Annotated in this window: 18 protein-coding genes; 12 read left to right on the forward strand and 6 right to left on the reverse strand. The window is 42.4% G+C overall.

Annotated features, from left to right (window positions below):
• The first annotated feature begins 52 nt into the window (after positions 1-52).
• Together ACWATR_RS14720 and ACWATR_RS14725 are read left to right on the forward strand one after the other, a co-directional pair.
• Positions 53-793 (forward strand): RNA methyltransferase, encoded by a 741-nt coding sequence (locus ACWATR_RS14720; RefSeq protein WP_181927719.1) that lies wholly within the window; start codon positions 53-55, stop codon positions 791-793.
• 175 nt (positions 794-968) lie between these two features.
• Positions 969-2,534 (forward strand): serine hydrolase, encoded by a 1,566-nt coding sequence (locus ACWATR_RS14725; protein ID WP_460333525.1) that lies wholly within the window; start codon positions 969-971, stop codon positions 2,532-2,534.
• A 148-nt stretch (positions 2,535-2,682) separates the two neighbouring features.
• On the opposite strand, the gene crtD is transcribed toward ACWATR_RS14725, so the two are convergent.
• The gene (gene crtD, locus ACWATR_RS14730; RefSeq protein WP_460333528.1) at positions 2,683-4,197 is read right to left on the reverse strand and encodes a C-3',4' desaturase CrtD; all 1,515 of its coding nucleotides are present in this window, start codon (positions 4,195-4,197) and stop codon (positions 2,683-2,685) included.
• Between the two features lie 215 nt (positions 4,198-4,412).
• On the opposite strand from crtD, the gene ACWATR_RS14735 reads away from it, so the two are divergent.
• The 4 genes from ACWATR_RS14735 to ACWATR_RS14750 all read left to right on the forward strand — a co-directional run bounded on the left by ACWATR_RS14735 (position 4,413) and on the right by ACWATR_RS14750 (position 8,836).
• Complete coding sequence (locus ACWATR_RS14735) at positions 4,413-5,723, forward strand: M16 family metallopeptidase (protein WP_460333531.1); 1,311 nt, start codon at positions 4,413-4,415, stop codon at positions 5,721-5,723.
• A 112-nt stretch (positions 5,724-5,835) separates the two neighbouring features.
• Entirely contained in the window at positions 5,836-6,699 is an 864-nt protein-coding gene (locus tag ACWATR_RS14740; protein ID WP_460333534.1) for a fructosamine kinase family protein, read from the forward strand.
• A 473-nt stretch (positions 6,700-7,172) separates the two neighbouring features.
• A complete protein-coding gene (locus ACWATR_RS14745; RefSeq protein WP_460333537.1) occupies positions 7,173-8,564 on the forward strand; it encodes a hypothetical protein in 1,392 nt (463 codons plus the stop codon).
• Positions 8,565-8,674: 110 nt separating this feature from the next.
• Positions 8,675-8,836 (forward strand): hypothetical protein, encoded by a 162-nt coding sequence (locus ACWATR_RS14750; protein ID WP_460333540.1) that lies wholly within the window; start codon positions 8,675-8,677, stop codon positions 8,834-8,836.
• Positions 8,837-8,862: 26 nt separating this feature from the next.
• On the opposite strand, the gene ACWATR_RS14755 is transcribed toward ACWATR_RS14750, so the two are convergent.
• Both ACWATR_RS14755 and ACWATR_RS14760 read right to left on the reverse strand, forming a co-directional pair.
• The gene (locus tag ACWATR_RS14755) at positions 8,863-9,390 is read right to left on the reverse strand and encodes a hypothetical protein (RefSeq protein WP_460333544.1); all 528 of its coding nucleotides are present in this window, start codon (positions 9,388-9,390) and stop codon (positions 8,863-8,865) included.
• Positions 9,391-9,426: 36 nt separating this feature from the next.
• Positions 9,427-10,035, reverse strand: a complete 609-nt coding sequence (locus ACWATR_RS14760) for a site-2 protease family protein (protein WP_460340437.1) — start codon at positions 10,033-10,035, stop codon at positions 9,427-9,429.
• Between the two features lie 827 nt (positions 10,036-10,862).
• Here ACWATR_RS14760 and ACWATR_RS14765 point away from each other — a divergent pair.
• Both ACWATR_RS14765 and ACWATR_RS14770 read left to right on the forward strand, forming a co-directional pair.
• Positions 10,863-11,144 carry a DUF4212 domain-containing protein gene (locus ACWATR_RS14765; protein ID WP_460333547.1) on the forward strand — a complete coding sequence of 94 codons (282 nt, stop codon included), beginning with the start codon at positions 10,863-10,865 and terminating at the stop codon, positions 11,142-11,144.
• Positions 11,145-11,153: 9 nt separating this feature from the next.
• Positions 11,154-12,809, forward strand: coding sequence for a sodium:solute symporter family protein (locus ACWATR_RS14770; protein ID WP_460333550.1), 1,656 nt, complete (start codon positions 11,154-11,156; stop codon positions 12,807-12,809).
• A gap of 134 nt (positions 12,810-12,943) precedes the next feature.
• Here the strand turns inward: ACWATR_RS14770 and ACWATR_RS14775 are convergent, their stop codons facing one another.
• Together ACWATR_RS14775 and ACWATR_RS14780 are read right to left on the reverse strand one after the other, a co-directional pair.
• On the reverse strand, positions 12,944-13,786 hold the full coding sequence (locus ACWATR_RS14775) for a tetratricopeptide repeat protein (RefSeq protein WP_460333553.1): 843 nt from the start codon (positions 13,784-13,786) through the stop codon (positions 12,944-12,946).
• A 353-nt stretch (positions 13,787-14,139) separates the two neighbouring features.
• Positions 14,140-15,060: a ribonuclease D gene (locus ACWATR_RS14780; RefSeq protein ID WP_460333556.1), complete on the reverse strand. Its 921-nt coding sequence runs from the start codon at positions 15,058-15,060 to the stop codon at positions 14,140-14,142.
• A 467-nt stretch (positions 15,061-15,527) separates the two neighbouring features.
• On the opposite strand from ACWATR_RS14780, the gene ACWATR_RS14785 reads away from it, so the two are divergent.
• Entirely contained in the window at positions 15,528-15,998 is a 471-nt protein-coding gene (locus tag ACWATR_RS14785) for a BON domain-containing protein (protein ID WP_460333559.1), read from the forward strand.
• Positions 15,999-16,418: 420 nt separating this feature from the next.
• Here the strand turns inward: ACWATR_RS14785 and ACWATR_RS14790 are convergent, their stop codons facing one another.
• Positions 16,419-17,240: a carbonic anhydrase gene (locus ACWATR_RS14790; RefSeq protein ID WP_460333562.1), complete on the reverse strand. Its 822-nt coding sequence runs from the start codon at positions 17,238-17,240 to the stop codon at positions 16,419-16,421.
• Positions 17,241-17,716: 476 nt separating this feature from the next.
• On the opposite strand from ACWATR_RS14790, the gene smc reads away from it, so the two are divergent.
• The 3 genes from smc to ACWATR_RS14805 all read left to right on the forward strand — a co-directional run bounded on the left by smc (position 17,717) and on the right by ACWATR_RS14805 (position 24,466).
• Positions 17,717-21,370 carry a chromosome segregation protein SMC gene (smc, locus tag ACWATR_RS14795; protein ID WP_460333565.1) on the forward strand — a complete coding sequence of 1,218 codons (3,654 nt, stop codon included), beginning with the start codon at positions 17,717-17,719 and terminating at the stop codon, positions 21,368-21,370.
• Positions 21,371-21,428: 58 nt separating this feature from the next.
• Positions 21,429-22,424 carry a PRC-barrel domain-containing protein gene (locus tag ACWATR_RS14800; protein ID WP_420758603.1) on the forward strand — a complete coding sequence of 332 codons (996 nt, stop codon included), beginning with the start codon at positions 21,429-21,431 and terminating at the stop codon, positions 22,422-22,424.
• A 317-nt stretch (positions 22,425-22,741) separates the two neighbouring features.
• Complete coding sequence (locus ACWATR_RS14805) at positions 22,742-24,466, forward strand: ABC transporter ATP-binding protein (protein WP_460333570.1); 1,725 nt, start codon at positions 22,742-22,744, stop codon at positions 24,464-24,466.
• The last annotated feature ends 10 nt before the right edge of the window (positions 24,467-24,476 follow it).

Raw genomic sequence — 24,476 nt, forward strand, 5'->3', positions numbered from 1 at the left:
CGCTGAAAATTAGCCTGTAAGTATTATCTGGTGCGATCGCAGGAGGCAAAAAATGGGCTTGGCTGGATTAAGAATTGTGTTGGTAGAACCAGCTGGGCCGATAAATATCGGCGCGATCGCCAGGGTAATGAAAAATTTCGGGCTATATAATTTAGTATTAGTGAACCCCCAATGCGATCCGCTATCGACGGAAGCTTTGATGATGGCTGTTCACGCTCAGGAAATTATCGAATCTGCGGTATTAGTAGCAACCTTACCAGAAGCATTGCATGGATGTGTCAGAGCGATCGCTACCACTGGTCGCGTTCGCAGTTGGGAAACTCCCTTAGAAAACCCCCGCACTGCCCTACCCTGGCTACTGGAGGAACCAGAAAAACCCACAGCACTGATTTTTGGCAGGGAAGACCGGGGATTAAGCAATGAAGAATTAAATTATGCACAGCGGTTTGTTGGCATTCCCACAAGTAAAGATTATGTCGCCCTAAATTTGGCTACCGCCGTGGCAATCTGTTGTTATGAATTGTCACAATGTGCCCAACAATCTGACACTCAGCCCTTACCCCAAACTGAACTTGCACCCTTAGATGTTGTGGAAGGATACTATCAGCAATTAGAATCACTATTACTGAAAATTGGTTATGTGTATCCCCATACGGCAGCTAGTCGCATGGAAAAATTTCGCCAAATGTATAATCGTGCTCACCTGAAAACAGGGGAAGTATATATGCTCCGAGGAATTTTGCAGCAGGTAGAATGGGCCCTTAAAAACCAGAGGGATGGTGAAAACTTGTAATAATTCGTTTAATATATACGCAATCATCCCCCCCAAAATATTTAACATAGCTTAAACTAAACGTAAAAATGCTACTTAGTGGCAAAGTGGAATTTGAGTATTAATATTGCTTAAAGATTAAGTTTTGGGTCAGGAGTCTGCAAGAAAACAGTCAAGTGGGTCACAAGGAGTAACGGTGTCAGAGTCAAGTGACGAACTAACAGCTTTCTCGCGGCGTCAACCCTTAAATCGCCGCCAGCGGCCACAAAAAGTTCAAAAAGTGGCACAGAAGAAAGTTAAAGCCAACAGCCAGCAGCAAACTGTCAGTGGACGACAAGCGGCGCTAACACGCCCAAAAAATCAAATCAGTCCTCCCCCAACCCCTGGTGTTACACGTAGGGTCAAATCGGGGTTAGTCATGCCAACGGCAGTCAAATCAATGCCTAGTGTCAAGGGGAAAATTCCTCCCTTTCGACCGGGTGCTGTGATGGTGAAAACAGTGCGGATGGAAAAGCCAAAAATGGGTAGGCGCTCATCGCGGAAAACGCGGTTAAAGCCAATGGCCAAAACTATATTGTATGTTTTACGGTTATTGATTGTGGGTGTTGGCATGGGTGCAATTGTGGGCACGGTGTTGTCAGTATTAGACCCAGCTAATCGCATCAGCACATCGGCGTCCCCATCTAATAGTAATGTGGTGGTGCGATCGCAGCCACAACCCACCCAAACTCCCCCAGTAGCAGCTGCGAGTATGTATTTATCTCAAGAAATTACCTCTTTGAAAAATGCCGTGCAAAATTTGGCGGACACCAACCCAAATCTCACACCGGGAGTTTTCTTATTAGATTTGGATACTGGTAATTATGTAGATGTCAATGGCTCTACCAGTTTTCCGGCAGCTAGCACGATTAAAGTGCCAATTCTGATTGCCTTTTTCCAGGATGTGGATGCGGGGAAAATTCGCCTGGATGAAATGTTAACCATGCAACAGGATATGGTCGCTGGCGGTTCGGGAAATCTGCAATACAAACCAGCCGGAACCCAGTACACTGCTCTGGAAGTCGCTACCAAGATGATTACAATCAGCGACAACACGGCGACAAATATGCTGATTGCCCGACTCGGAGGCATAGACGCTTTAAACCAGCGTTTCCGCAGTTGGGGATTGACAGCCACAATAATTCGCAATCAACTCCCAGATTTGCAAGGGACAAACACCACAACTCCCAAGGAACTAGGGAATTTGATGGCGATTGTGAGTCAAGGAAATTTAGTCAGTATGCCATCACGCGATCTCATGCTCGATATCTTGCGTCGTACTCAGAGAGACTCTCTGCTACCGTCGGGTTTGGGTGCAGGCGCGAGAGTATACCACAAAACTGGCGATATCGGCACAATGTTAGCAGATGCAGGTTTAATTGGTGTTCCAACTGGTAAGCGCTATGTAGCTGCTGTCATGGTACAACGCCCCAATAACGACCCTCGCGCCGAAAAATTGATTAGCTCAATTTCTCGTGTTGCCTACCAAGAGTTTAGCCAGATTCCTGTCACACCTAACAGTCCTACAAGCACTATACCCACAAACGGTTATCAGCCCCAGGTTGTGAATCCTGCTTTACCCAACGGGACAACAAGTACCGTACCGATGAGTGTTTATCAGCCTCCTGTTGTGAGTCCTGTACCCAACGGCATGGGAAGTACAGTACCCACAAACGGTTATCAATCTCCAGTTGTAAATCCCCAATATTATCCTCCGAGATAATTCATACAGCAGTTTTCTTTTGCATGAAGTACAAAGCTACAGGTTTTGAGGCAGGGAGTAGGAACTCTTTATATCTGATGCGTGAGTTCTGCATTTTGTACCTCAGTTACTTGCAAACTGCTGTAATTAAAAATGGTTTGGTAAAATACTACATTTGCGCTTCAATTTGCCTGACTACTGTTAGCGCTGAGTAACTCACGCCAGCAGTACCTTCTCCTGGATGGGTGGAGTCACCAACCAACCACAGATGTTGGATGGGTGTGCGATTTGCGAAGCCAAAGGGGCCAAAGGTGGGTATTCTTTGACCAATACCACCGACTATACCGCGATCGCGGGCTGTGAAATGAGCAAAGGTGCGGGGTGTTGCAGCTTCTTGATAGATAATAGTTTCTGGTTTGAGATAAAAGTATTGAGCTAGACGAGCGATCGCTTCTTGGGTAAACTTTTCTTTTAGTCCTTCATAATCATCAGTTTGCCACCACTCTGTAGGATCGACAAATGAAGAAGCGATAATTGTCGCTTTCCCCTCCGGTGCGCGACCGTCTCCAGGATGACTAACGGAAACAAATAGGGAATTATTCTCGCCAATCGGGCCATCAGCATCGTACAGAAATTGGAGATGGGGAGGACACCCAGGCGGAATCGCGCTGGCATCCACACCCAAATACACCACAAATGCACCCGATGCTTGGGGCAATTTTTCCACGCGGTTTTTATAACCAGATGGCGCTTGTTCTCCCAATAACTGCACCAAGTTTTGCACAGTAACGTTACTAACTATGTGGTCGGCTGCTTCTGTCCAGACTTCGCCAGTTTTCTGATTTCTAATTACTACAGCACTGGCTTTGCCGTTTTCGACTTTGATTTGTTCTACAGTGTGGCGCATCAATAACTTGCCACCATCTCTTTCTAAGGATTGTACCAAGCGATCGCTTAATACTTGCATACTTCCCTGGAGGTGAAACAATCCTTGGGGCAATTGGGATACACTCAACGCCGTCGCTGCATAAAGTAATGCTGTTTCTTCTGCATTGACTTGGGAATACAACTTCAGTTGCAAATCCAAAAAAGTTCTCAATCGTCGGTCATTACCTAATCCACATAACCGTAAAGCATCTCCTACCGTAAACAAAGTGAAGGGTACGGTAATTAATGTACTCGGACGCACCGCCTGCGTTAGCTGCCACAAATCCCATAAATTACGCGGTGGTAGCACCGGGTCGCGTCCTTGAAATTCCCAACTCGCATCAAACAAAGTTGCCATCAACTGCCAAAACGGTTCGCTACCGGGGAATTGTTTTTGCCGTTCCTCTTGCCATTTCTCTTGGTCGCGCCAAACGTTGATGGGTGTGCTTTCCCCAGGTAAATATACCGCACAAGCCGGGTCACAAGGCGTTGCTGCCGGTAAATCTATTGCCAATTCTGAGAAAATGCGGTGGTGAATTCCCCCTGGTTCTAACCCTGCAACCTGAGTTGCACCCACATCAAAGGTAAATCCCTGGCGTTTAAACGTCGAAGCACAGCCTCCTGGTACGAGGGCTTGGTCTAGAATGAGGACGCTGTAACCTCTATGAGCTAATAATGCCCCAGCAGTCAGTCCACCTATTCCTGCACCAATAACGACTACATGAGATTTACTTTTGTCAATAGAAATGCTGGACATCGATATTTATTTTTATAATTCTTAACATTGCTATTCATAATTTTACAGCGTGATCGAGATTAATGAGTTCATGGCTAAAAAAAGTAGTCAGCATACGGAGATGTGGGGATACGGAAAAATTCTTCTTGGCGTTCTCTTCTTGATGCGTTCGCAGTGCTTATTTGAAGTCGCAGATAAGATAAAGAAGTAACATCGCTCCTCACACACAAGTAGCAATGACCTCAACCCTACGGAAATTTCCCCGTCTTAATGCTCCGACACTGCACTACTTGCCCAATGGTTTGACAATCATTGCCGAGCAAATGCCAGTTGAAGCCGTAAACCTCAATTTGTGGATTAAAGTTGGCTCTGCTGTAGAACCTGATGCCATTAACGGCATGGCTCACTTTTTAGAACACATGATTTTTAAAGGAACAGAACGACTGGCTAGCGGCGAATTTGAACGTCGAATTGAAGAACGGGGTGCTGTTACTAATGCTGCTACTAGTCAAGACTATACTCATTACTATATAACCACTGCACCCAAAGATTTTGCCGAGCTTGCACCACTACAAATAGATGTAGTATCTAACGCGAGTATTCCTGATGATGCCTTTGAACGTGAGCGATTGGTAGTTTTGGAAGAAATTAGGCGTTCAGAGGATAATCCCCAGCGGCGGACATATCGACGGGCGATGGAGACAGCCTTTGATCAGTTACCCTATCGCCGTGCGGTATTGGGGCCAGAATCGGTGATTGCCGAACTTAAACCCCAGCAGATGCGAGATTTTCATACTAATTGGTATCAACCCCAGTCAATTACTGCTGTGGCTGTGGGCAATTTACCCGTCGAAGAATTAATTGCAACTGTTGCTGAAGGATTTACAAAAGCCGCTAAAACTCCCCACTCCCCATTACCCCTTATCCCCAGAGGGGGCCCCACCTTCCCCACTCCCCACTCCCTACCCAACCCTGAATCACCATTTACAGAAATTGTCCGTCGAGAATTTATCGATGAAAGTCTGCAACAAGCAAGGCTAGTGATGGTTTGGCGGGTTCCCGGAATGACCCAGTTAGAGCGCACCTATGGATTGGATGTTTTAGCAGGAATTTTGGGACACGGACGGACATCAAGACTAGTGAGGGATTTACGAGAAGAACGGGGATTGGTTTCTTCAATTTCTGTGAGCAACATGAGCAATCAACTGCAAGGGATATTTTATATTTCAGCTAAATGTGCAGTGGAAAATTTAGCAGTTGTAGAGGATGCGATCGCTCAACACATTGGTAAACTACAAACAGAGTTGGTAACAGAATCAGAAATTGACCGTATACGGCGGCGAGTAGCTAACAGATTTATATTTGGTAACGAAACACCAAGCGATCGCTCCGGGTTGTATGGTTATTATCAATCTTTGGTGGGAGATTTGGAACCCGCCTTTAACTACCCAGCGATAATTCAGAGCCAAGATGCAACAGACTTGATGCAAGCAGCTAAAGAGTATCTTTCCCCAGATGCTTATGGCGTGGTTTTTGTAAAGCCGTAAATTTGTCATTTGTCATTTGTCATTTGTCATTGGGCATAGGTAAAGAATTTAACTTTTAACTTCTTGCTCCTTTGCCCCTCTGCTCCCTCATCCCCCACTCCCCAATTTAATCATGTGGACTCAAATTGACGCACATATTAGCCAGGTAACTGGCGAAAAATTTCAGAGTCAGCAACGGCGATCGGTTGGTGGCGGGTGCATCAATCAAGGTTATGCTGTTTCCAATGGTGAGATAACCTACTTCGTCAAGCAAAACCTTGTATCCCAAGTTGCGATGTTTGAAGCCGAGGCGATGGGTTTAAAGGAAATGCTAGCAACAGCTAGTATTCGCGTCCCCAAACCAATTTGCTGGAGTACTGCTGATAATTCTAGCTATATCGTCCTGGAATGGTTGGAACTTGGTAGCGGTAACAGCAACTCATGGAAAGAGATGGGGCGGAAGTTAGCGGTGATGCATAAAGCTAGCAGCAGTCAAGGTTTTGGTTGGAAAATTAACAATACCATTGGTTCCACACCCCAAATTAATACTTGGACAGCAGACTGGACGGAATTTTATATTAAACATCGCCTGGGTTATCAATTTCAATTGGCAAGGCGGCGGGGAGGTAATTTTCCCCAGCAAGACAAGTTACTAGCAGCTATTCCTGAACTATTGGCGAATCGTGAGGTGCAACCTTCTTTAGTACACGGCGATTTATGGGGCGGAAATGCTGGGTGTACTGTGTCGGGAGAACCTGTGATATTTGATCCAGCAACTTATTTTGGCGATCGCGAAGTTGATATCGCTATGACAGAATTGTTTGGTGGTTTCCCAGCAGCATTTTATCAGGGTTACAACGAGGTATTTCCGTTAGATGCAGGCTATGAACGCAGAAAAATACTCTATAACCTGTATCACATTTTGAATCACTTCAATTTATTTGGCGGTGGTTACGATTCGCAAGCCAACCGGATGATTGACCAGATTTTGCGCTAAGTAGAGGATTGCAAAAACCTGTATGTCTAGGCTGTTGACTTTGTGCCTTTTTGGAGGATAAAAGTTTATGCAGTTTTTGTGTCGTCAATGTTGGTTGAAAATAAAGTTGTATGAAATAATTTTGTCTTAAAACCAACAAAGTCAACAGCCTAAGCGGAGTCTACACAACTTGGCAGTTTTATGATACAATTGTACTATAAAGAGATGAATATCCGCTGAGTATGCAACGCGAAGTACAAATTTGCCTCAGTTCATAGTGAATAGACTCAAACAAACTTTGTTATCCTCTGCGTTTAAACTTAAACCCTCAGCTAACCGCAAATATCCGGAACTTTGTACAAAGTTTCGTAATCAAATTATTGTGTGTTTACTCTTCAATTTTACACAGTTGTAACAGCTTATTTTGTCAGAGCAATAGACTTCAGTAACCGTGGTTTTACAAGATTATTAACCTTTATCTGTAGGGTGGCAATATGACAAATAATCAAGTTTCTCTGGTAGAACTAATCCAAATTTTTGCACAACATCGCAACAATATTATTGTCAATATCAAGCACCTGCAAGAAAATTATCAAAGAACAGGTATCAAGCGTGTTAGAGGTGTTAGGAACGAAAACGGGAAACTGCTCCAACCTTGGTTGCGAACAGAATATATGGATAATGCTGAGTATGTCGGTATGGGCAAGTTTCAGTTTAACCGCAATACTGCTACTATCAACATGCTTGTCAAACGTAAAGTCAAACTTGCAAAATCTGAAGACAAAACTCCCACTCTTGAAGTAGCAGGTTTGCTAGTAAATGACCTCAATACTTTTAATAATTACACGATTGTAAGTGACGGCAAAATCAACGTAAAGTCATTAAAAGTCAAAATCAGCAGTAAAAAAGTCTTTGACTTACTCAAAGAAAAAGGCATTCTAGATGCGGAGAAATTCGACTTTCGCACTGAATATACCATTCAGTTAGATAACTTGCCACTTGTAGCTGCTAATAGTAGTTACAGCAGTGTTGATGGAGTATTCAATGAACTAGCAGAAATTAAAGTGCTGACTAGTATTATTGGCGCTCACTTGAGAAAGGAGTCAGATGTATTTATCGAGACGCAGTTAGATGAGTTTCAAAAGCACTATCTGTCCAAGAATATTTACATCAACTTTCCTACGACTAACGAATACACTGATATCAACGAAGCTTTAGCTAATGGTACTCTTGAATCAAAATTGAGCTATAAAATTGATATCGGCAGTCAAGATATTTTGAACCTGAGTAAGTTACCTTCTGCTAACAAGTTTCTCAATAGAATGTATCGTCTTTATGACAAAAAGGCTGGAGAAGTTATCATTAAACCTAGTTTTGAAATGGCATTTAATGAGAATCTTGCTGTTAGGCATAGGTTATTGTCATTACGCACCAAAATTACAAAAATTGACGAGTTGATGAAACCAATTTTTGATGATTTTCTTGGGCTTGAGCAAAATGGCATTGTTGGAGGTATTCTTAAGAAAGTTGGTGCTGATAGTTTAGCGCAGTTATTACAGGATAAACAAACTGGTAAACAGATCAGCAAAGAGGAAATGGTTACAGCTTTAACAACGGCAAGTCACAAGCTAGAAGAATATGCAGAAAATATCTACCAAGATAAGATATCTCCCTTGGTATTTTATATTGGTGCTACTGGACTCTTGCCAAAACAAATGGAAGCAAAAGCCATGACATCTGACGAAGCTGCTGCTAAATATCCAAATTTGAAATTTTCTAAAGATGAGCAAGAAGGTACTTTTTTTGCAGTTGGTGATAGTATTATCAGCATCTATACCAAGACTGAATATTACAGTAAACTTATTTCTGTAGGTGTAGACAATTAGATTGAATATACTAATATTATCTAATCTAATTTGATTTGGGAGAATGCAAATAGTAGAATCCCGACTTATCAAATAAGTCGGGATTCAATACGGTTAGGTTAAGGTTTTTGATGAAAATTATAGATCGCAAAGATCCGATAAATTATCACAAAGACGCGATAAATCGCCGTCTCTACAATAATCAGTTTTTTGTAGAGACGGCGATTCATCGCGTCTATTGTCTTAAGCGCAAAGTATTGAGTCGGGATTCTTATCTCTCACTAATTATTTAGAATCACTATAGCAATTCTAATTACTACTATGGTTTCCCTAAAATACAGTTAGAGCTTAGATTAATTGTAGAAGCAATGGAACTGGTAGGTGAAGACATTAAAACAATAATACTACCTATAATCTGTAAAGACAGTAGTAAGAAAATACTGTAGTAAATTATTTTTAAATCTTTATTAATGATTTGAAAATAACGTTCAACAAAGGAAGAATAACCTGCTATTCCCACAGAGCCAAAGCTTCCAATAATCAATAATCTCATCAATAATTCAATAGAAGATGTAAATGGCGATCGCTCTTGATTAGGACAGGGTAGAAAACTATATTTTTCAATTGTTAAATTCCCTAAAACAGAGTTAAATAGCCCTGGTTGTACAACCATTAATGGTTGACTTATTTCGTGGGGATATTTGACTAAATGGTGACTTACAGAACTATTATTATATTGATCTACAGCTAATATATTCGCCATTGATTCTTCAGATGGAATAAGCACAGCAGCAATACTCAAGGTAAGGCTAGTAGCAGCGACTACAATTTTTTTATTGATTTTCATTCAACTTTTCCTTTTTATTCGCATAAAAATTGTTGTTTACATCCCCAATCCTGACCGGATAAATAAATCAGCAATGCTACCAAGTCCTATCCCAAAACCCGGAATTATAAATAGAAGCATCATGGCAAATAATCCGAATTGGCTATATTGCAGTGGCTTTAGCTGAGGAAAAATTTCACTGAAAACATGAAAGCCATCAAGTGGTGGAATTGGCAGCAGATTAAACAGAAATAACGTTAAATTAATCCGAGCCGCTAGGTAAAGAAATTCGACACTCACGAGTCCTGACAGACTAGGGTTAAAGAAAAGTTTGAGCAGCACAACAAATAGAATTCCTAAAGCCAGATTTGACAATGGCCCTGCTGCTGATACCAAAATATTGCCTAACTTTCCAGAACGAAATTTAGATGGGTTGACGGGCATTTGTCCCCAAGCTATACCCATGAGACAGAGAAAGATGAGCGATTCTTTGCCCATATGAACTACAGGATTCAGTGTCAAATGACCGGTTTGTTGTGGAGTATTATCTCCCTGACTCATCGCAGCCCAGCCATGAGCAAGCTCATGCAAAGTAATGGAGAATATGACAATGACAACGATTCTGAAAAAATGAATCGGCTCTGTGATGAGTGTTTGGATAAACATATATTCTGGCTCGTGGTATGGTTGAAACTGAAATCTGCACTTTCCGAAGACACGCATGAAAAAGTTACTCAATTCCAAAACTACAAGTTTTGAGAATTAAGTGCGATCGCAAATAAATTAGGTGTAAATTAAGTAAGCTATTTTTGTGCGACTTCCAAGACTAGTTCAAAAATTCTATGGAGACGTTGGTTGTTGAGAATGAAGCGAATCAGTTGTTTGAAATCAGCGTAGGCTAGCCCGTCGTAAACATCGCTTTGCAAGACGCCTCGTTAAAATCAGCTTTTTCTCACCACGATGATAGAAGTTCTCATCTATACCGACTGCAATGCCTCGGAAAGCTGAGTAAGACAGTATTTGTATCATAATTTACTATATTTTGGTAATGCCCCATATTTGTAATAACAAGATTGATACCAAAATGTTATTAAAATAACTAAGTAAAAGTCCATAGTAATTACTCGTATATTTTGTAATCAAGTTACCTTTGCCTTTCTGAGTACTAATTGCTTGTATAGCAATCAAAAAATGCATTTTAGTATTTAATAGCCTCATTAACCTACTGGTTAACACGTATTAAAAATTAAAGTTTCTGTATAGAAAACTCTTGTATTACTAATGAGTTATTGCATATTTCAGCTTGATTAACCAACATATTTTAATAACTGACCAGATGCTAATTCTCGGTCAGCTATTACTTAGCAATATTTAATACAGCAAAAACAAATATCGTTTACTAAATAATTTAAAAATTAATACAGTAATTAGACAGGATAATAACGGCTTCTTGGTATTATTTTGATGCACAAACGCAATGATGATGAACAACAATGGATGAAGATCAGCGCCGTTCTTATTGGCGTGCTAATACTGCTTTAATTCGTAATCTTTTAATTGTCTGGGCATTGGTTTCCTTAGTTTTCAGTATTTTGTTGGTTCAACCTTTGAATGCAATACGGTTTTTTGGCGTACCCTTTGGCTTTTGGATGGCACAACAAGGATCAATCTTGGTATTTGTAGCCTTGATTTTCATTTATGCCTTCCAAATGGACAAGCTAGACCGCAGATTCAATCTCGGTAAGCAAGACCAAAAATACAATCTCAAGAAGTGAGGAAAAACCGTGTCAGTTGAAATTTGGACTATTGTATTAGTTGGACTTTCCTTTGCTGCCTACATTTATATTGGTTGGCAATCACGAGTCGAAAATAGTAAAGACTTCTTTATCGCAGGTCAAGGGATACCTTCAATTGCTAATGGTGCGGCTACCGCCGCCGACTGGATGTCCGCAGCCTCGTTTATTTCAATGGCGGGGCTGATTTCTTTTTTGGGTTACGACGGTTCTATTTATTTGATGGGGTGGACGGGTGGCTATGTACTGCTGGCATTATTGCTGGCTCCCTACCTGCGGAAATTTGGTAAGTATACAGTGCCAGATTTTGTAGGCGATCGCTACTACTCTAATATCGCCCGTTTGGTGGCAGTAGTTGCAGCCATTTTCGTCTCCCTCACCTACGTTGCTGGACAAATGCGGGGCGTGGGAATTGTTTTTAGCCGCTTCCTCCAAGTAGATATCAATACAGGCGTGATCATCGGCATGGTGATCGTGGGCTTTTTCTCTGTTTTGGGCGGGATGAAAGGCATCACCTGGACACAAGTAGCACAGTACTGTGTGTTGATTTTTGCTTACCTGATTCCAGCGATCGCGATCGCCTGGTTTCTCACTGGTAATCCTGTTCCTCAGCTAGCATTTACCTTCAGTGATATTGCTGACAAACTCAATAAAATTCAGGTTGACCTGGGGTTTAAGCCGTATACTGAGCCATTTGTGAACAAATCGATGCTAGATGTGCTGTTCACCACTATTGCCCTGATGGTGGGCACTGCTGGCTTACCCCATATTATTGTCCGATTTTACACAGTTAAGAGTGTGCGTGCAGCCCGCTTTTCTGCTGGTTGGGCATTGCTATTTATCGCTATTCTTTATACAACTGCTCCAGCCCTCTCCATGTTTGCCCGCTACAATCTGATCGATTCTCTGCATAATCAGACGGTTGCAGAAGTGCAGCAGCTAGACTGGGCTACCAAGTGGGAAAAAACTAAACTGTTGGCTTTTGATGACATCAATAAGGATGGGCGTTTCCAGTTAACTCCAAACAAAGACACCAATGAAATCAAGATTGACCGAGATATCATTGTGCTTTCTACCCCAGAGGTAGCTAACCTGCCTCCGTGGGTGATTGGCTTGGTAGCGGCTGGTGGTTTGGCTGCTGCTTTATCTACAGCATCAGGTTTATTGCTAGTAATTTCCAGTTCCATCGCCCACGATATCTACTACCGGATCATCGATTCATCAGCCTCAGAAGAAAAACGGGTGTTTGTCGGGCGGATCATGGTAGGTTTTTCCCTCGTCCTCGCCGGCTATTTTGGGGTGAATCCGCCGGGATTTGTGAGTGAGGTGGTGGCTTTTGCCTTTGGTTTAGCCGCTGCTAGTTTCTTCCCGGTGATTTTCCTGGGGATTTTCGATAAGCGCACCAATTCTGAAGGTGCGATCGCCGGCATGGTAACAGGTTTAATTTTTACGATCATCTACATTGTCGGCGTCAAGTTTGGCGGTATGCAACCCTGGTTTTTTGGGGTTTCTCCCGAAGGAATTGGTACTTTGGGGATGCTAATTAATTTCGCAGTTACCCTAGTGGTTTCGCGCCTAACACCACCTCCTCCAGCCGAAATTCAAGCGATGGTAGAAGACCTCCGTAGCCCATTGATTGAAGAATAGGATTTTGGGCATTGGGCATTGGGCATGGGGCATGGGTCATTATTATTCTCCCCCTGCTCCCCTGCTTCCTCTGCTCCCCCTGCTCCCCTGCTCCCCTGCTCCCCTGCTCCTCTGCTCCCCATTCTCCCCACTCCCTACTGTCCAAGTTCTTTGATGTTATTCATCACTTGTTCATATAAGTCGTTGTTTCCCTGACTTTGAAAAATGCTTGCTGCTTGTTCCAAGTCCTTAAGCGCTCCCTGTCTGTCTCCATTGGTGGCGCGGGCATTTCCTCGGTTATTGTAGGCAGGGGCAAAGTTAGGATTGAGGCGAATGGCTTCATTGTAATCTGCGATCGCACCCTGGGGATCTCCATTGGCAACACGGGCATTTCCTCGGTTATTGTAGGCGATCGCATATTTGGGGTTGAGGAGAATCGCTTGGTCAAGATCATCTAGTGCCCCTTTTTTGTCTCCATTGGTGGCGCGGGCATTCCCCCGGTTATTGTAGGCTTCGGCATAGTTGGGATTCAGGCGAATCGCTTCACTGTAATCTTTAACTGCTTCTCTATTATTTCCTAGTGAGGCGCGGGCATTTCCCAAGTTATTGTGGGCTTCGGCGTCGTTAGGGTTGATGCGGAGTGCTTGATTGTAATCTGCGATCGCTTTTTCTTTGTCTCCCAAATCAAAATAGGCTAATCCCCGACCGTTGTAAGCTGCGCCATACTGAGAATTCTGATCAATCGCCTTACCATAAGAAGCGATCGCAGCTTGCAAGTCGCCGTTTAAATGCTGATTCTTTCCCTGAAGATAGAACTGCCCACCCTTAGATGTTGTAGCTGAACGACGGCTAGGTTGACTGACTCCTATTTCTGTCACCAATACATTGTCATTCTTACTACAAGAAATACTGCTAATTGTAGTCAAGGTAGTAAAAATAGCTATGGTAAATAAAGTATTTACCCTTATCCGCTTTTGCCTGAATAAACGCCGTTTCATAAGTTAATATAAACTACCATAACGCCTGAACAAAATTAGTACCAAAGTCTAGATTTTAATTCTTTAACTCAATAGTTATTTTAACTTTTGATAGACATTAAAAGTCAATTGATATATTTGCCTGATATTTAATAGTTATATTAAGGAAAAAATCTGATTCATAAAGTATAAAAATTGTCAATTTGGCTCTTTGCTATTGTCATATTTGCGCTTTTTGACAATAGATTTATCAGCAATCAACTACTGTTGCTCATGTTTTTTAGAACACTGTTGAAAAAAATATATTTGAAATATTAAGATTTCTACTTTACAAGAACTCCATAAATTCTGCCATTTGTAGCTAGATGAACAATTTACTCATCTTCTGTTTCACTCTCTTGAATTTTGGAAGTCAGCCGCCAAGAGGTGCTTTTCTCAATATCTACAGACAATTGTTCCAGATTTTGCCCTAAATCTTTTTGGAGTTTCTGAGTTATTGTAATGGGAAAATCTAAATTAATACCTTGGGTTTGTGCTAGCCTTGCCAATTCTGTAAATGTAGCTTTGACTGTAGTCCGTTCATAACTAGTCAGCTTATAATAAGAAGTTTCAGATATATTTTGAGCTTGCATAGCTTTTTTCATGCGTTCTTGCAAATGCTCAAATTCAGAGTTCAACAACTTGCATTGCTGCTCAAGTTGTAAGTATCTGGTACTTAGTGATATTAAGTCTTCCATTGCGGAGTCCGGGCTAGCTTGGGCTTGTAATCTCAACAAATTTAAGTGGATTTGAGCCAGATAAATACAATCTAAATAAGCATACTCTATCTGTTCTTCAGTCAGGGGACGTTTTCCCCAATCACTTTTTTGTTCTTGTTTGTCGATATTGTTAAAGCTACAAAGTGCAGTAGCTATAGTCTTGAGTTGGTAGTTGGGTAATGGTAAAAGATAATAGGGAATTTTTTTTGCCATTTCCAAAGTGCAGGTAATATTTTTGGCTTTCTTATTACCGAGAAGCTTTAGATCATAACTGGCATTGTGAAAAACTTTTTCAATGGCAGAGTTTATCATAATTTTTTCAATAAATTCTGCTATAATATTATGCTGATCTAATACATCTAAAAGGTAGACGCGATCGCCACTCATATCTTGAGGATTATCTAATACCTGAATCAGTGATAATTTTGGATTACGACTTTTATAGTCAGCCACTTCTGTATCTATCCACAGCGTTTTAGCCTTGGTATATTCAGCGACAATGGCACTAATTTCGCTGGCGGAATTAAGGTAGGGCATTGGCTAATATTTCCTGATATTTAGGGCATTGTAAGTAAGCCATAGTTTTCTAAAGTAACATTTTGTTGGGACTTTTGCTGCCACAGCATTCCATAAACGCTGAAGTTTTGAATTCGTCATAGACATCGCCAAATTGACTAAAATCTGATAATATCGAGTCACCACTGTGGGGTGGCATAATCTACCATTGAAATAGCTACTTAGCATCTACATTAAATTCATAGAGAGCTACAGGCTGTATATAGAGCCATCCTGGTTAGCAGCCGTTAGGAAAATTGAATTGGCATTTCTCAAAACTAGTCGTCAAATCTTAGCTTCAAGAAATCGTCCAAGGTTCAATTCTCAGTAACCTGAGCTATTGCTTAGGTACTTTTGCTAATTCACATTTAATTGTTTTTAACATCTGCTCCTCACCATGACATCACACATCAATTAATCGCTTCAACTACTCAATTCGGAGATAAATAATGAAAAAGCTAATTCCATTGCTAATTAGTGGCATTTTGGTAGTTGGTACTTTTGGCTGCGAAGAGGCTCCTAAAACTGGTTCGGAAACTCCTAGCACAACTAATCAAGCTGCTCAAGCACCAGCAACACCAGCTTCTCAGATAAATCAAACTGCGGATAAAACTGCCAAAATTCCAGGAAAAGAAGCAACTCCTTTAGTAGCTAGTACAGATACTAAAGTTAAAACCGATTCTGAAAAAACAGCAGCTACAAAAGCTAAGAGTGACTTAAAAACTGAAGTTAGCGCAAAGTTGAACAAAGGCTTACCAGGTAATAAGTTACAAGTTGAAAACAAAGAGGGTGAAATTATCCTCAAAGGCACAGCGACTTCTGTTGAAGAACTCAAGAAAGCTGAAACCTTAGCTAAAGAAGTTCAAGGTGTGAAGACAGTGAAGGTGGAAGCAAAAGTTGATACTGTGAAAAAGCCATAAAAGAATAACTGAAGCTTTCAGTTAGCAGCGGCATAAAAGCCAAATAGAGACTTGCATCTGTGTAAGTCTCTGTTTTTGCTATAGCTATTTTCAGGTAAATAGATGATGTGGTAGTGGCACAATGCCTTGCATTGGTGTCAACTTAAGCTAAAACCCTTTTCAAATCTCGTTTTCAGCCTCTGGCTGGAAATGCGGCTCCTGGCGGCTCTGCCGCCAGTAAGCGAGGCGGAGCCTAAACGACGAGCATTCCCAGTCGGAGACTGGGAACGAGGCAACGAGGCAATCTAAAAGCTATTTATAGACTTGCTTTGACGTTAAGTTGACACCAATGAATGCCTTGCGCCCCTAAAATGGGATATTCTTTTAACTGGAAGTCCCTTAGTTATGGCTTATTTATAATTAATTCTATCTTCTCATCTTTCAACTTCCATTATTTGAACCTCGATAAATTCGCTCCATCTGCTCTGGAGAAAGTCGTCTCATTGGAAACCACTCAAATGGAGAAACAGACTGTTTCTCATAAGGTTGAACATCATCTTGGGGGTTTTGAGGAGAACGCACTATTACATTAGTATTTGAAGTCTGACCACTGAACGACTCATCTATTTCCGAATCTGGAAGCTGAGTTTGAGGCAAAACATAAGCGTGTTTCTGGGGATCGTATGCGAAAACTTCTCCTGTTTCAATGTGATAAATCCAAGCATAAATGCTGAGTTCTCCCTGATAAAGCTTAGAGTGAATCACTGGATATGTCCGCAAATTCTCAATTTGAGTAAGAACATTTTCGGCAATCATAATCTCTAGCAGTTCTTCGCCGTCGTAGTGACTGTAATGGTCTATAACTAGTCTTCTAGTTGCCTCTGCATATTTAAGCCAATCATGTACGAGCGGCATTTCATCGCTGAGATTATGTAACTTCATTAATCCTTTCATTGCACCGCAATGAGAGTGACCACAAATAATAATTTGGCGAATATCTAAAGCTTGAACAGCATATTCAATTGTCGCACCTTCACCACCATTACTTGCCCCATAGGGTGGAATGATATTACCTGCATTGCGAATGACAAATAATTCACCAACTTGGGCTTGTGTAATTAGATTTGGATCGAGACGCGAATCAGAACAGGTAATAAATAATACTCTGGGCTTTTGACCGTGTGAAAGTTGCTCAAATAATTTTTGATGTGTCGAAAAATAGCTAGATTTAAATTCGCGCAGACCTTTAATTAATCTCTTCATTACTAAGTTCTAGAAAATTTTGGGGGTTCAGAAACAAATCACAGACAACAGATTATGGTAGTAAAGATGACTTTCTTTCTACGTTTTTTCAATTGTAAAGATTACTATATTATAAATTAATTTGGTGCTTTTAATACCCTCTACCATTGGGGTGAGTTGCTTTTTTCACTTCCTCCCCCCTGTTACTTAGCAACTCACATTACTGTGTGAGAATGCCTTGATCCTATTTAAAATTTTTGAATTACAAGTAATTAGTCGGACATGATATTATCTGCTCTGGGAAAATTTGATGGTCAGTTTGCGGTATCAAAATTTTTGCCATACACTTAGCGATCGCCTGCGGTAAGCCTTTTGGGTGAAGCTTGCAGGCTCACTGCAACGCATCTACTATAATTTCCAATTCTCCCCCTTACCCTCTTGCGAATTCTTAATTAGTTGATACACTTGTTCTTCATTAGCCCAGGGAACCAGCGCCTATGGTGCACATCAAGCGCGTGGAACTTACGAACTTCAAATCCTTCGGTGGCACTACTTCTGTCCCTTTGCTACCGGGGTGTACTGTCATATCTGGGCCAAATGGTTCGGGTAAGTCCAATATTTTAGATGCACTGCTCTTTTGCCTGGGACTTTCCAGTTCTAAGGGAATGCGAGCCGATCGCCTACCAGATTTGGTAAATAACACCCAAACGTCTAAGGGACGCGCTTCTATTGAAGCTAGCGTGACAGTGACATTTGATTTGTCGGGGGAGGATATCTTACCCAAAACTGCAAAGACGCAGAGTGAAGAAGCAGAGGATGCAGGAGAAACAGAGGAAGTCGGAGAAGTAGAGGAAGAAAATCCAAAATCCAAAATCCAAAATCCAAAATTGGGCGAGTGGAGTGTTACTAGAAGGCTGCGAGTCACTCACCAAGGGACTTACACCTCGAATTACTATATCAATGGTGAAGCTTGCACACTGACGCAGTTGCATGAGGAACTAAGTAACCTGCGGGTTTATCCTGAAGGCTATAACGTGGTGCTGCAAGGGGATGTCACCAGCATTATCTCGATGAATGCGCGGGAACGGCGGGAAATTATTGATGAATTGGCTGGGGTGGCGGCGTTCGATCGCAAAATCATCCAAGCCAAGTCAACTTTAGATGAGGTGAAGGAAAAGGAAGATAGCTGTCGGATTATTGAAACGGAATTAACTGCACAGCGCGATCGCCTTTCCCAAGATCGGGCTAAAGCTGAGAGATATCAAAAACTCCGCACGGAATTTCTAGCGAAGCAATCCTGGGAAGCTGTTTTATCATGGCGATCGCTACAAGCACAACAAGAAAAATTAGTTCACGAAATTCAAACAGGCGATCGCAATTCTACTGAACTCACTACCCAACTCACAAACCTCAATTCCGAAATCGTCCAAAAAACTGCTGAACTAGAACAACTCAATGCCCATGTCAAAGCATTGGGAGAAGAAGAACTTTTAGCGGTACAATCTACCCTCGCCACCCAAGAAGCAGAACGTAAACAACTCCAGCGTCAGCTAACGGAATTACAAACAGCTTCCCAAGAAACTGCCAAACGTCTAACTCAAACTCAACAAGAAATTCAAAAACACCGCCATTCCCTACAAGAAATCGCCGAAACCCAAATTGTAGAGACGCGATTCATCGCGTCTTCCCAACACCAAAGAAATGAAGCCCACCAAGCCTTAGAAACCTCCCGCGAAGCCGCCGCCGAAATCGCCTCAGCTTCCGAAGCGTGGGTGCAGCAACAAACAGCATTCAACCGTCAAATTGAAGCTTTACTGCACACCCTAGAACCGCAACGCACCGAACAAGCACAACTCCGGGAACGCAATAATCAGTTACAGCAACTTATCCAAGAGCAAACCCAGTTAATTGAACGCGACGAACCCCTGTTAGCAGAAAAGCAAACTGAGTGTAATCAAGTTGAAACGGAATTTAACACCTCTAGCGAACCCATCCAAAATTTAGCCCAAAATCTGTCAGCTACAGAACAAGAACTGCAAATTCAACAGGAAACCCAAAAACGGTTACTTTTTGAACAACGGGAAAAACAACGCCAGTTGGATAAAATCGAGGCGCAAACGCAAGCACAGCAGGAAGTTCAAGGAACCCAAGCGAGTAAAGTCATTTTACAATCGGGAATGCCTGGACTTTGTGGCTTAGTTGTGCAGTTAGGAAAGGTGGAACCCCGCCATCAGCTAGCCTTGGAAATGGCTGCCGGTGGACGCTTGGGACATATCGTGGTAGATGATGACAGTATCGCCGCCGCCGGGATTGAACTGCTCAAACAGAAGCGTGCAGGGAGGGCGACTTTTTTACCGTTGAATAAAATTCACGCCCCCAAGTTTACTCAAGATGCAACGCTGCGTTTTGCTAGCGGCTTCGTTAACTATGCTGTGAACTTAGTCGATTGCGATCGCCGTTACAAAGATGTTTTCAGCTATGTTTTCGGCAATACGGTAGTTTTTTCCAGCCTTGAGGCGGCGCGGAAAAACTTAGGACTGTATCGCATCGTCACCTTAGACGGGGAATTGTTAGAAACCAGTGGTGCAATGACTGGTGGTAGCAACAGCAATCGTTCAGCCTTGCGGTTCGGCAATGCTGAAGCGGCGGAATCTGATGAAGCGATCGCTTTAAGAAGTCGCTTGGTGGATATTGAGCGGGTTTTAGAGCGTTGTACTGAAGCGATCGCTACTTTGTCAGCCAAAACCAAAAAACTCACCCAGGAACTAACAGAAGCGCGTCAGGCGCGGCGCGAACAGCAGTTGCAATTAGAACAGTTGCAAAAAGATATTAAGAATTTGACAGCGCAATTAGAGGGGACGCGATCGCAACTCGCCCAAAACAGCCAAAAGTTAACCACTGCTCAATCCCGATTAGAAATTTTAGAGCGGGAATTACCGGGACAAGAAAATGAGTTGCAACAATTACGACACGCATTAGCAGAGTTGGAAGCGTCTCAAACTCCCAGTGAATGGCAGCAAATCCAGGCAACCATTAAAATTCAAGAGCAACAATTGCAACAACGCGAAACAGCGTTACGAGAAGCTGAACAAAGATTAAAAAATTTAGAAAATCAGCAACAACGTTTGCAAGAAAAAATCCAAGAAGGTGAAACGCGAATCACCGAATATGAAACCCAACAAACCTCTTGTAGAGACGCGATTCATCGCGTCTTGAGCCAAATCACAACGATAGACGACCAAATCACCCAAACCCGTTTATCGTTGAGTCAAATGGAGCAAAATTTGGGAGAAGAGAAACAAAAACGCGACGCAACAGAACTGGAAGTGCGATCGCATCTTTTGCGCCAACAACAATTGCAATGGGAAATCGAAAAACTCAAAGAAACCCAAGAGAAGCGGCGAGAGGAATTAATTGCACTGCAAAGCCAGTTGCGGGATGTGGGAGCAGAATTGCCAAATCCACTGCCAGAAGTTCCAGATAAAGTAGATTTAGAGGAATTGCAGAAAGAATTGCGATCGCTTACCAAACGCTTACAGGCAATGGAACCTGTTAATATGCTGGCGTTGGAAGAATACGAACGCACGCAAAACCGTCTCCAGGAACTCACGCAAAAATTAGAAACACTAGAAGGAGAACGCACCGAACTACTTTTACGAATTGAAAATTTTACCACATTGCGGCAACTTGCCTTTAAAGAAGCTTTCGATGCCGTTAACGAAAACTTTCAATCGATTTTTGCCATTCTTTCAGACGGTGACGGCTTCTTGCAACTCGAAAATCCCGAAGATCCCTTCAGCAGTGGACTAAATTTAGTCGCGCACCCCAAAGGCAAACCCGTACAGCGCCTAGCTTCCATGTCTGGGGGAGAAAAATCACTTACAGCCTTGAGCTTTATCTTTGCCCTGCAACGCTACCGTCCATCGCCCTTTTACGCCTTTGACGAAGTAGATATGTTTTTGGATGGGGCAAACGTAGAGCGATTAGCTAGAATGATTAAACAACAGTCACAACAAGCGCAATTTATAGTTGTGAGTTTGCGTCGTCCGATGATAGAATCAGCCGAACGCACAATTGGCGTTACTCAAGCACGGGGAGCTTACACTCAAGTTTTGGGGATTAAATTACAATCATCCAATACATCTGCTTGAGTTTTTGTTAATAATAGTGTATAGACAAACCGGATTCGAGATCAGGACTCGGTATAGAATGACCTCCGAACAGATAATTAGACGTTCCGATATATTAAACACTCAGGTGATTACCCGCGACAACGGCAAGCGGTTAGGCATAATCAGTCAAGTGTGGGTTGATATTGATCAACGAGAGGTTGTGGCTCTTGGTTTGCGAGACAGCCTGATCTCTATTTCGGGCATACCGCGCTACATGTACCTCAACAACATCAGCCAGATTGGTGATGTCATCCTAGTTGATAACGAAGATGTAATTGAAGATATCGAAGTTGAATCTCTCAGTAATCTGATTAACTGGGAAGTAATTACAGAAACAGGTGAAGTACTAGGCAAAGTTCGGGGCTTCAAATTCGACGGCGAAACCGGGAAGCTTAACTCCATAGTTATTGCTTCTTTAGGATTGCCCCAAATTCCCGATCAATTTGTGAGTACTTATGAGTTCTCAGTAGATGAAATTGTCAGCACTGGTCCCAATCGGTTGATTGTGTTTGAGGGAGCCGAAGAACGGGTAGACCAGTTGACAGTTGGTTTACTAGAGCGTCTGGGTATCGGTAAAGCCCCCTGGGAGCGCGATGAACAAGAAGAATACGGCTATACTCCACCGCGCCAAGTTGCACCAGCTAATCAACTGCCTAGCGGAGTGCCATTGCAGCCACCCAGGCAAAAAGTTCGTGCCCCCGAACCAGTAGCGCGGGAAGAAGAATGGACAGAAGACTATGTGGAAGAAGAAAGGCCGCAGCGTCAGGTAATGAAGGCACGGCAGTATGAATCTATTCAATACGAAGAAGACGAAGAAGAAGATAACTGGAGTGAAGCAACGGGTAACGACAGATATCAACAACCGCAGCCGCTAAAGTATGAAGCCCAGCCTTACAGCAAGCCTTATGTTGACGAATATGATGATTATGACGACGTAGAGGGCGATGCTTGGGAAGATGAGCCGAAGCCTGTGAATATTCCCAAAAAAATCAAGGAAAGACAGCCAGAATACGAAGAAGAAGGCGGATATTAATTCGTAATTCGTAATTCGTAATTCGTAGTTCGTAATTGAACCGGAAAATTACGAATTATTTTTCAGATAAATTTAGCCCTTTCCTTGCAAGTAAGGAGGGGGCTAATTTTTTAGGATAAGTGAGGGGTGGAAGCAATACGTTAGTTCGGTTAAGGTTTTTTGATGAAAATTCTAGATTACAAAAACGCGATGAATGATCACAAAGACGCGATAAATCGCCGTCTCTACAATAATCAGTCCTTTTAGTTAACTGTTCAGAAACTCACCAAAAACTGCTAGCGTCAAACAAAGGAAAATATTGTTGTGGACTTTCGAGCTTGAAAACCCGTTCTAATTATTTGCAACTACTGCCTTATATCAGACTCCAGTGGCAAACCATCGCCAAGGGACTTGTTGGTATCTTGGGATACGTACTGGCGACATTAGTGTTGATCAATCTTGCCGGTAAATTGGCAACTCCCTTTGCAGAAGGTAATGTAGTTGCGATCGCTCAAATAACTGGCAGCTGTGCTTTAATCTTTCTTGTCAGAGGCTTATTTCAGTCTATACAAGATATGTACATGGCGAAAGCTTCTTTGCGAGTGGCTTTTCATCTCCGCCAGCAAGTCTACGCACATCTTCAAAAGCTAAATCTCAGCTATTTTGAAACGGCAAAAGCAGGTGATTTATCTTACCGCCTCACAGAAGATGTTGACCGCGTTGGCGAAGTGGTAAATAAAGTATTTCACGACTTTATCCCCTGCATTTTGCAGTTGGTAGCAATTCCAATTTACATGGTTTACCTAAATTGGCAACTGACACTCGCAACAGTCATAATTGCCCCGCTGATGGGTATTTTAATCGGCTGGTTTGGTGAACGCTTGGGCAAGTATTCCTTAAAAAGTCAAAATCGCGTGTCGGGTTTATCAGCCATCCTGGCGGAAGTCTTCAACGGTATTCGTTTGGTACAAGCTTTTGCTGCCGAAAATTACGAAATCGCCCGCTTTGGCCATGAAGCAGAACGCAGTCTGAAAGCAAAATACTCAGCCGAACGCCTCAAAGCGATTCAGATTCCAATCATCGGATTTCTGGAAGCCTTAAGTGCCTTATCGTTACTGATTGTGGGAGCGTGGCAAATTTCCCAAAATAACTTGACAGTAGCGAATTTTTTCAGCTATCTGGCGGCGGCGGCGCTGTTAATCGATCCCATTGGTCACACTACTAACAACTACAACGAATTTAAGCAGGGTGAAGCATCTGTTGACCGCGTTTTTGAATTGATGGCAATTCAGCCGACGGTGATCGAAAAGATAAATGCGATCGCTCTCCCCCCAGTTAAGGGCAAAGTAGAATATCGTCATATTTCCTTCGCCTATAAACCAGGTGAACCCGTATTAAAAGATATCAGTTTATTGGTATCGCCAGGTGAAGCGATCGCACTTGTGGGTGCTTCTGGTGCTGGTAAAACCACTTTTGTGAATCTTCTCCCCCGTTTTTACGACCCCGAAGTTGGTCAAATATTCATTGACGATGTTGATATTCGGGATGTGAAGCTGCATAGTCTGCGACGACAAATTGGGATTGTTCCTCAAGAAACCATCATGTTTTCCGGGACAATTGCTCAAAATATCGCCTTTGGACAAGATATTTTTGACATAAAAGCAGTGAAAGAGGCGGCGAAAATTGCTAATGCTCATCAGTTTATTAGCCAACTGCCAGAGGGTTATAAGACTTGGGTAGGCGAACGTGGGGTAAACTTATCTGGTGGACAAAGACAAAGAATTGCGATCGCTCGTGCTGTTTTGCTCAATCCCCAAATCTTGATTCTTGATGAAGCGACATCAGCATTAGATTCCGAGTCAGAAGCACTGGTACAGGAAGCGCTGGAAAGACTGATGGAAAAACGGACGGTGTTTATTATTGCTCACCGTTTATCAACCGTGAGACGATGCGATCGTATTTTAGTTCTCGAACAGGGACAAATTGTCGAATCGGGAACCCATGAAGAATTATTAGCTTTAGAACATCGCTATGCGCGGTTTTATGCCCAGCAGTTTAGTTAGCTATTTAATT

It is taken from the genome of Nostoc sp. UIC 10890 (assembly GCF_054786515.1).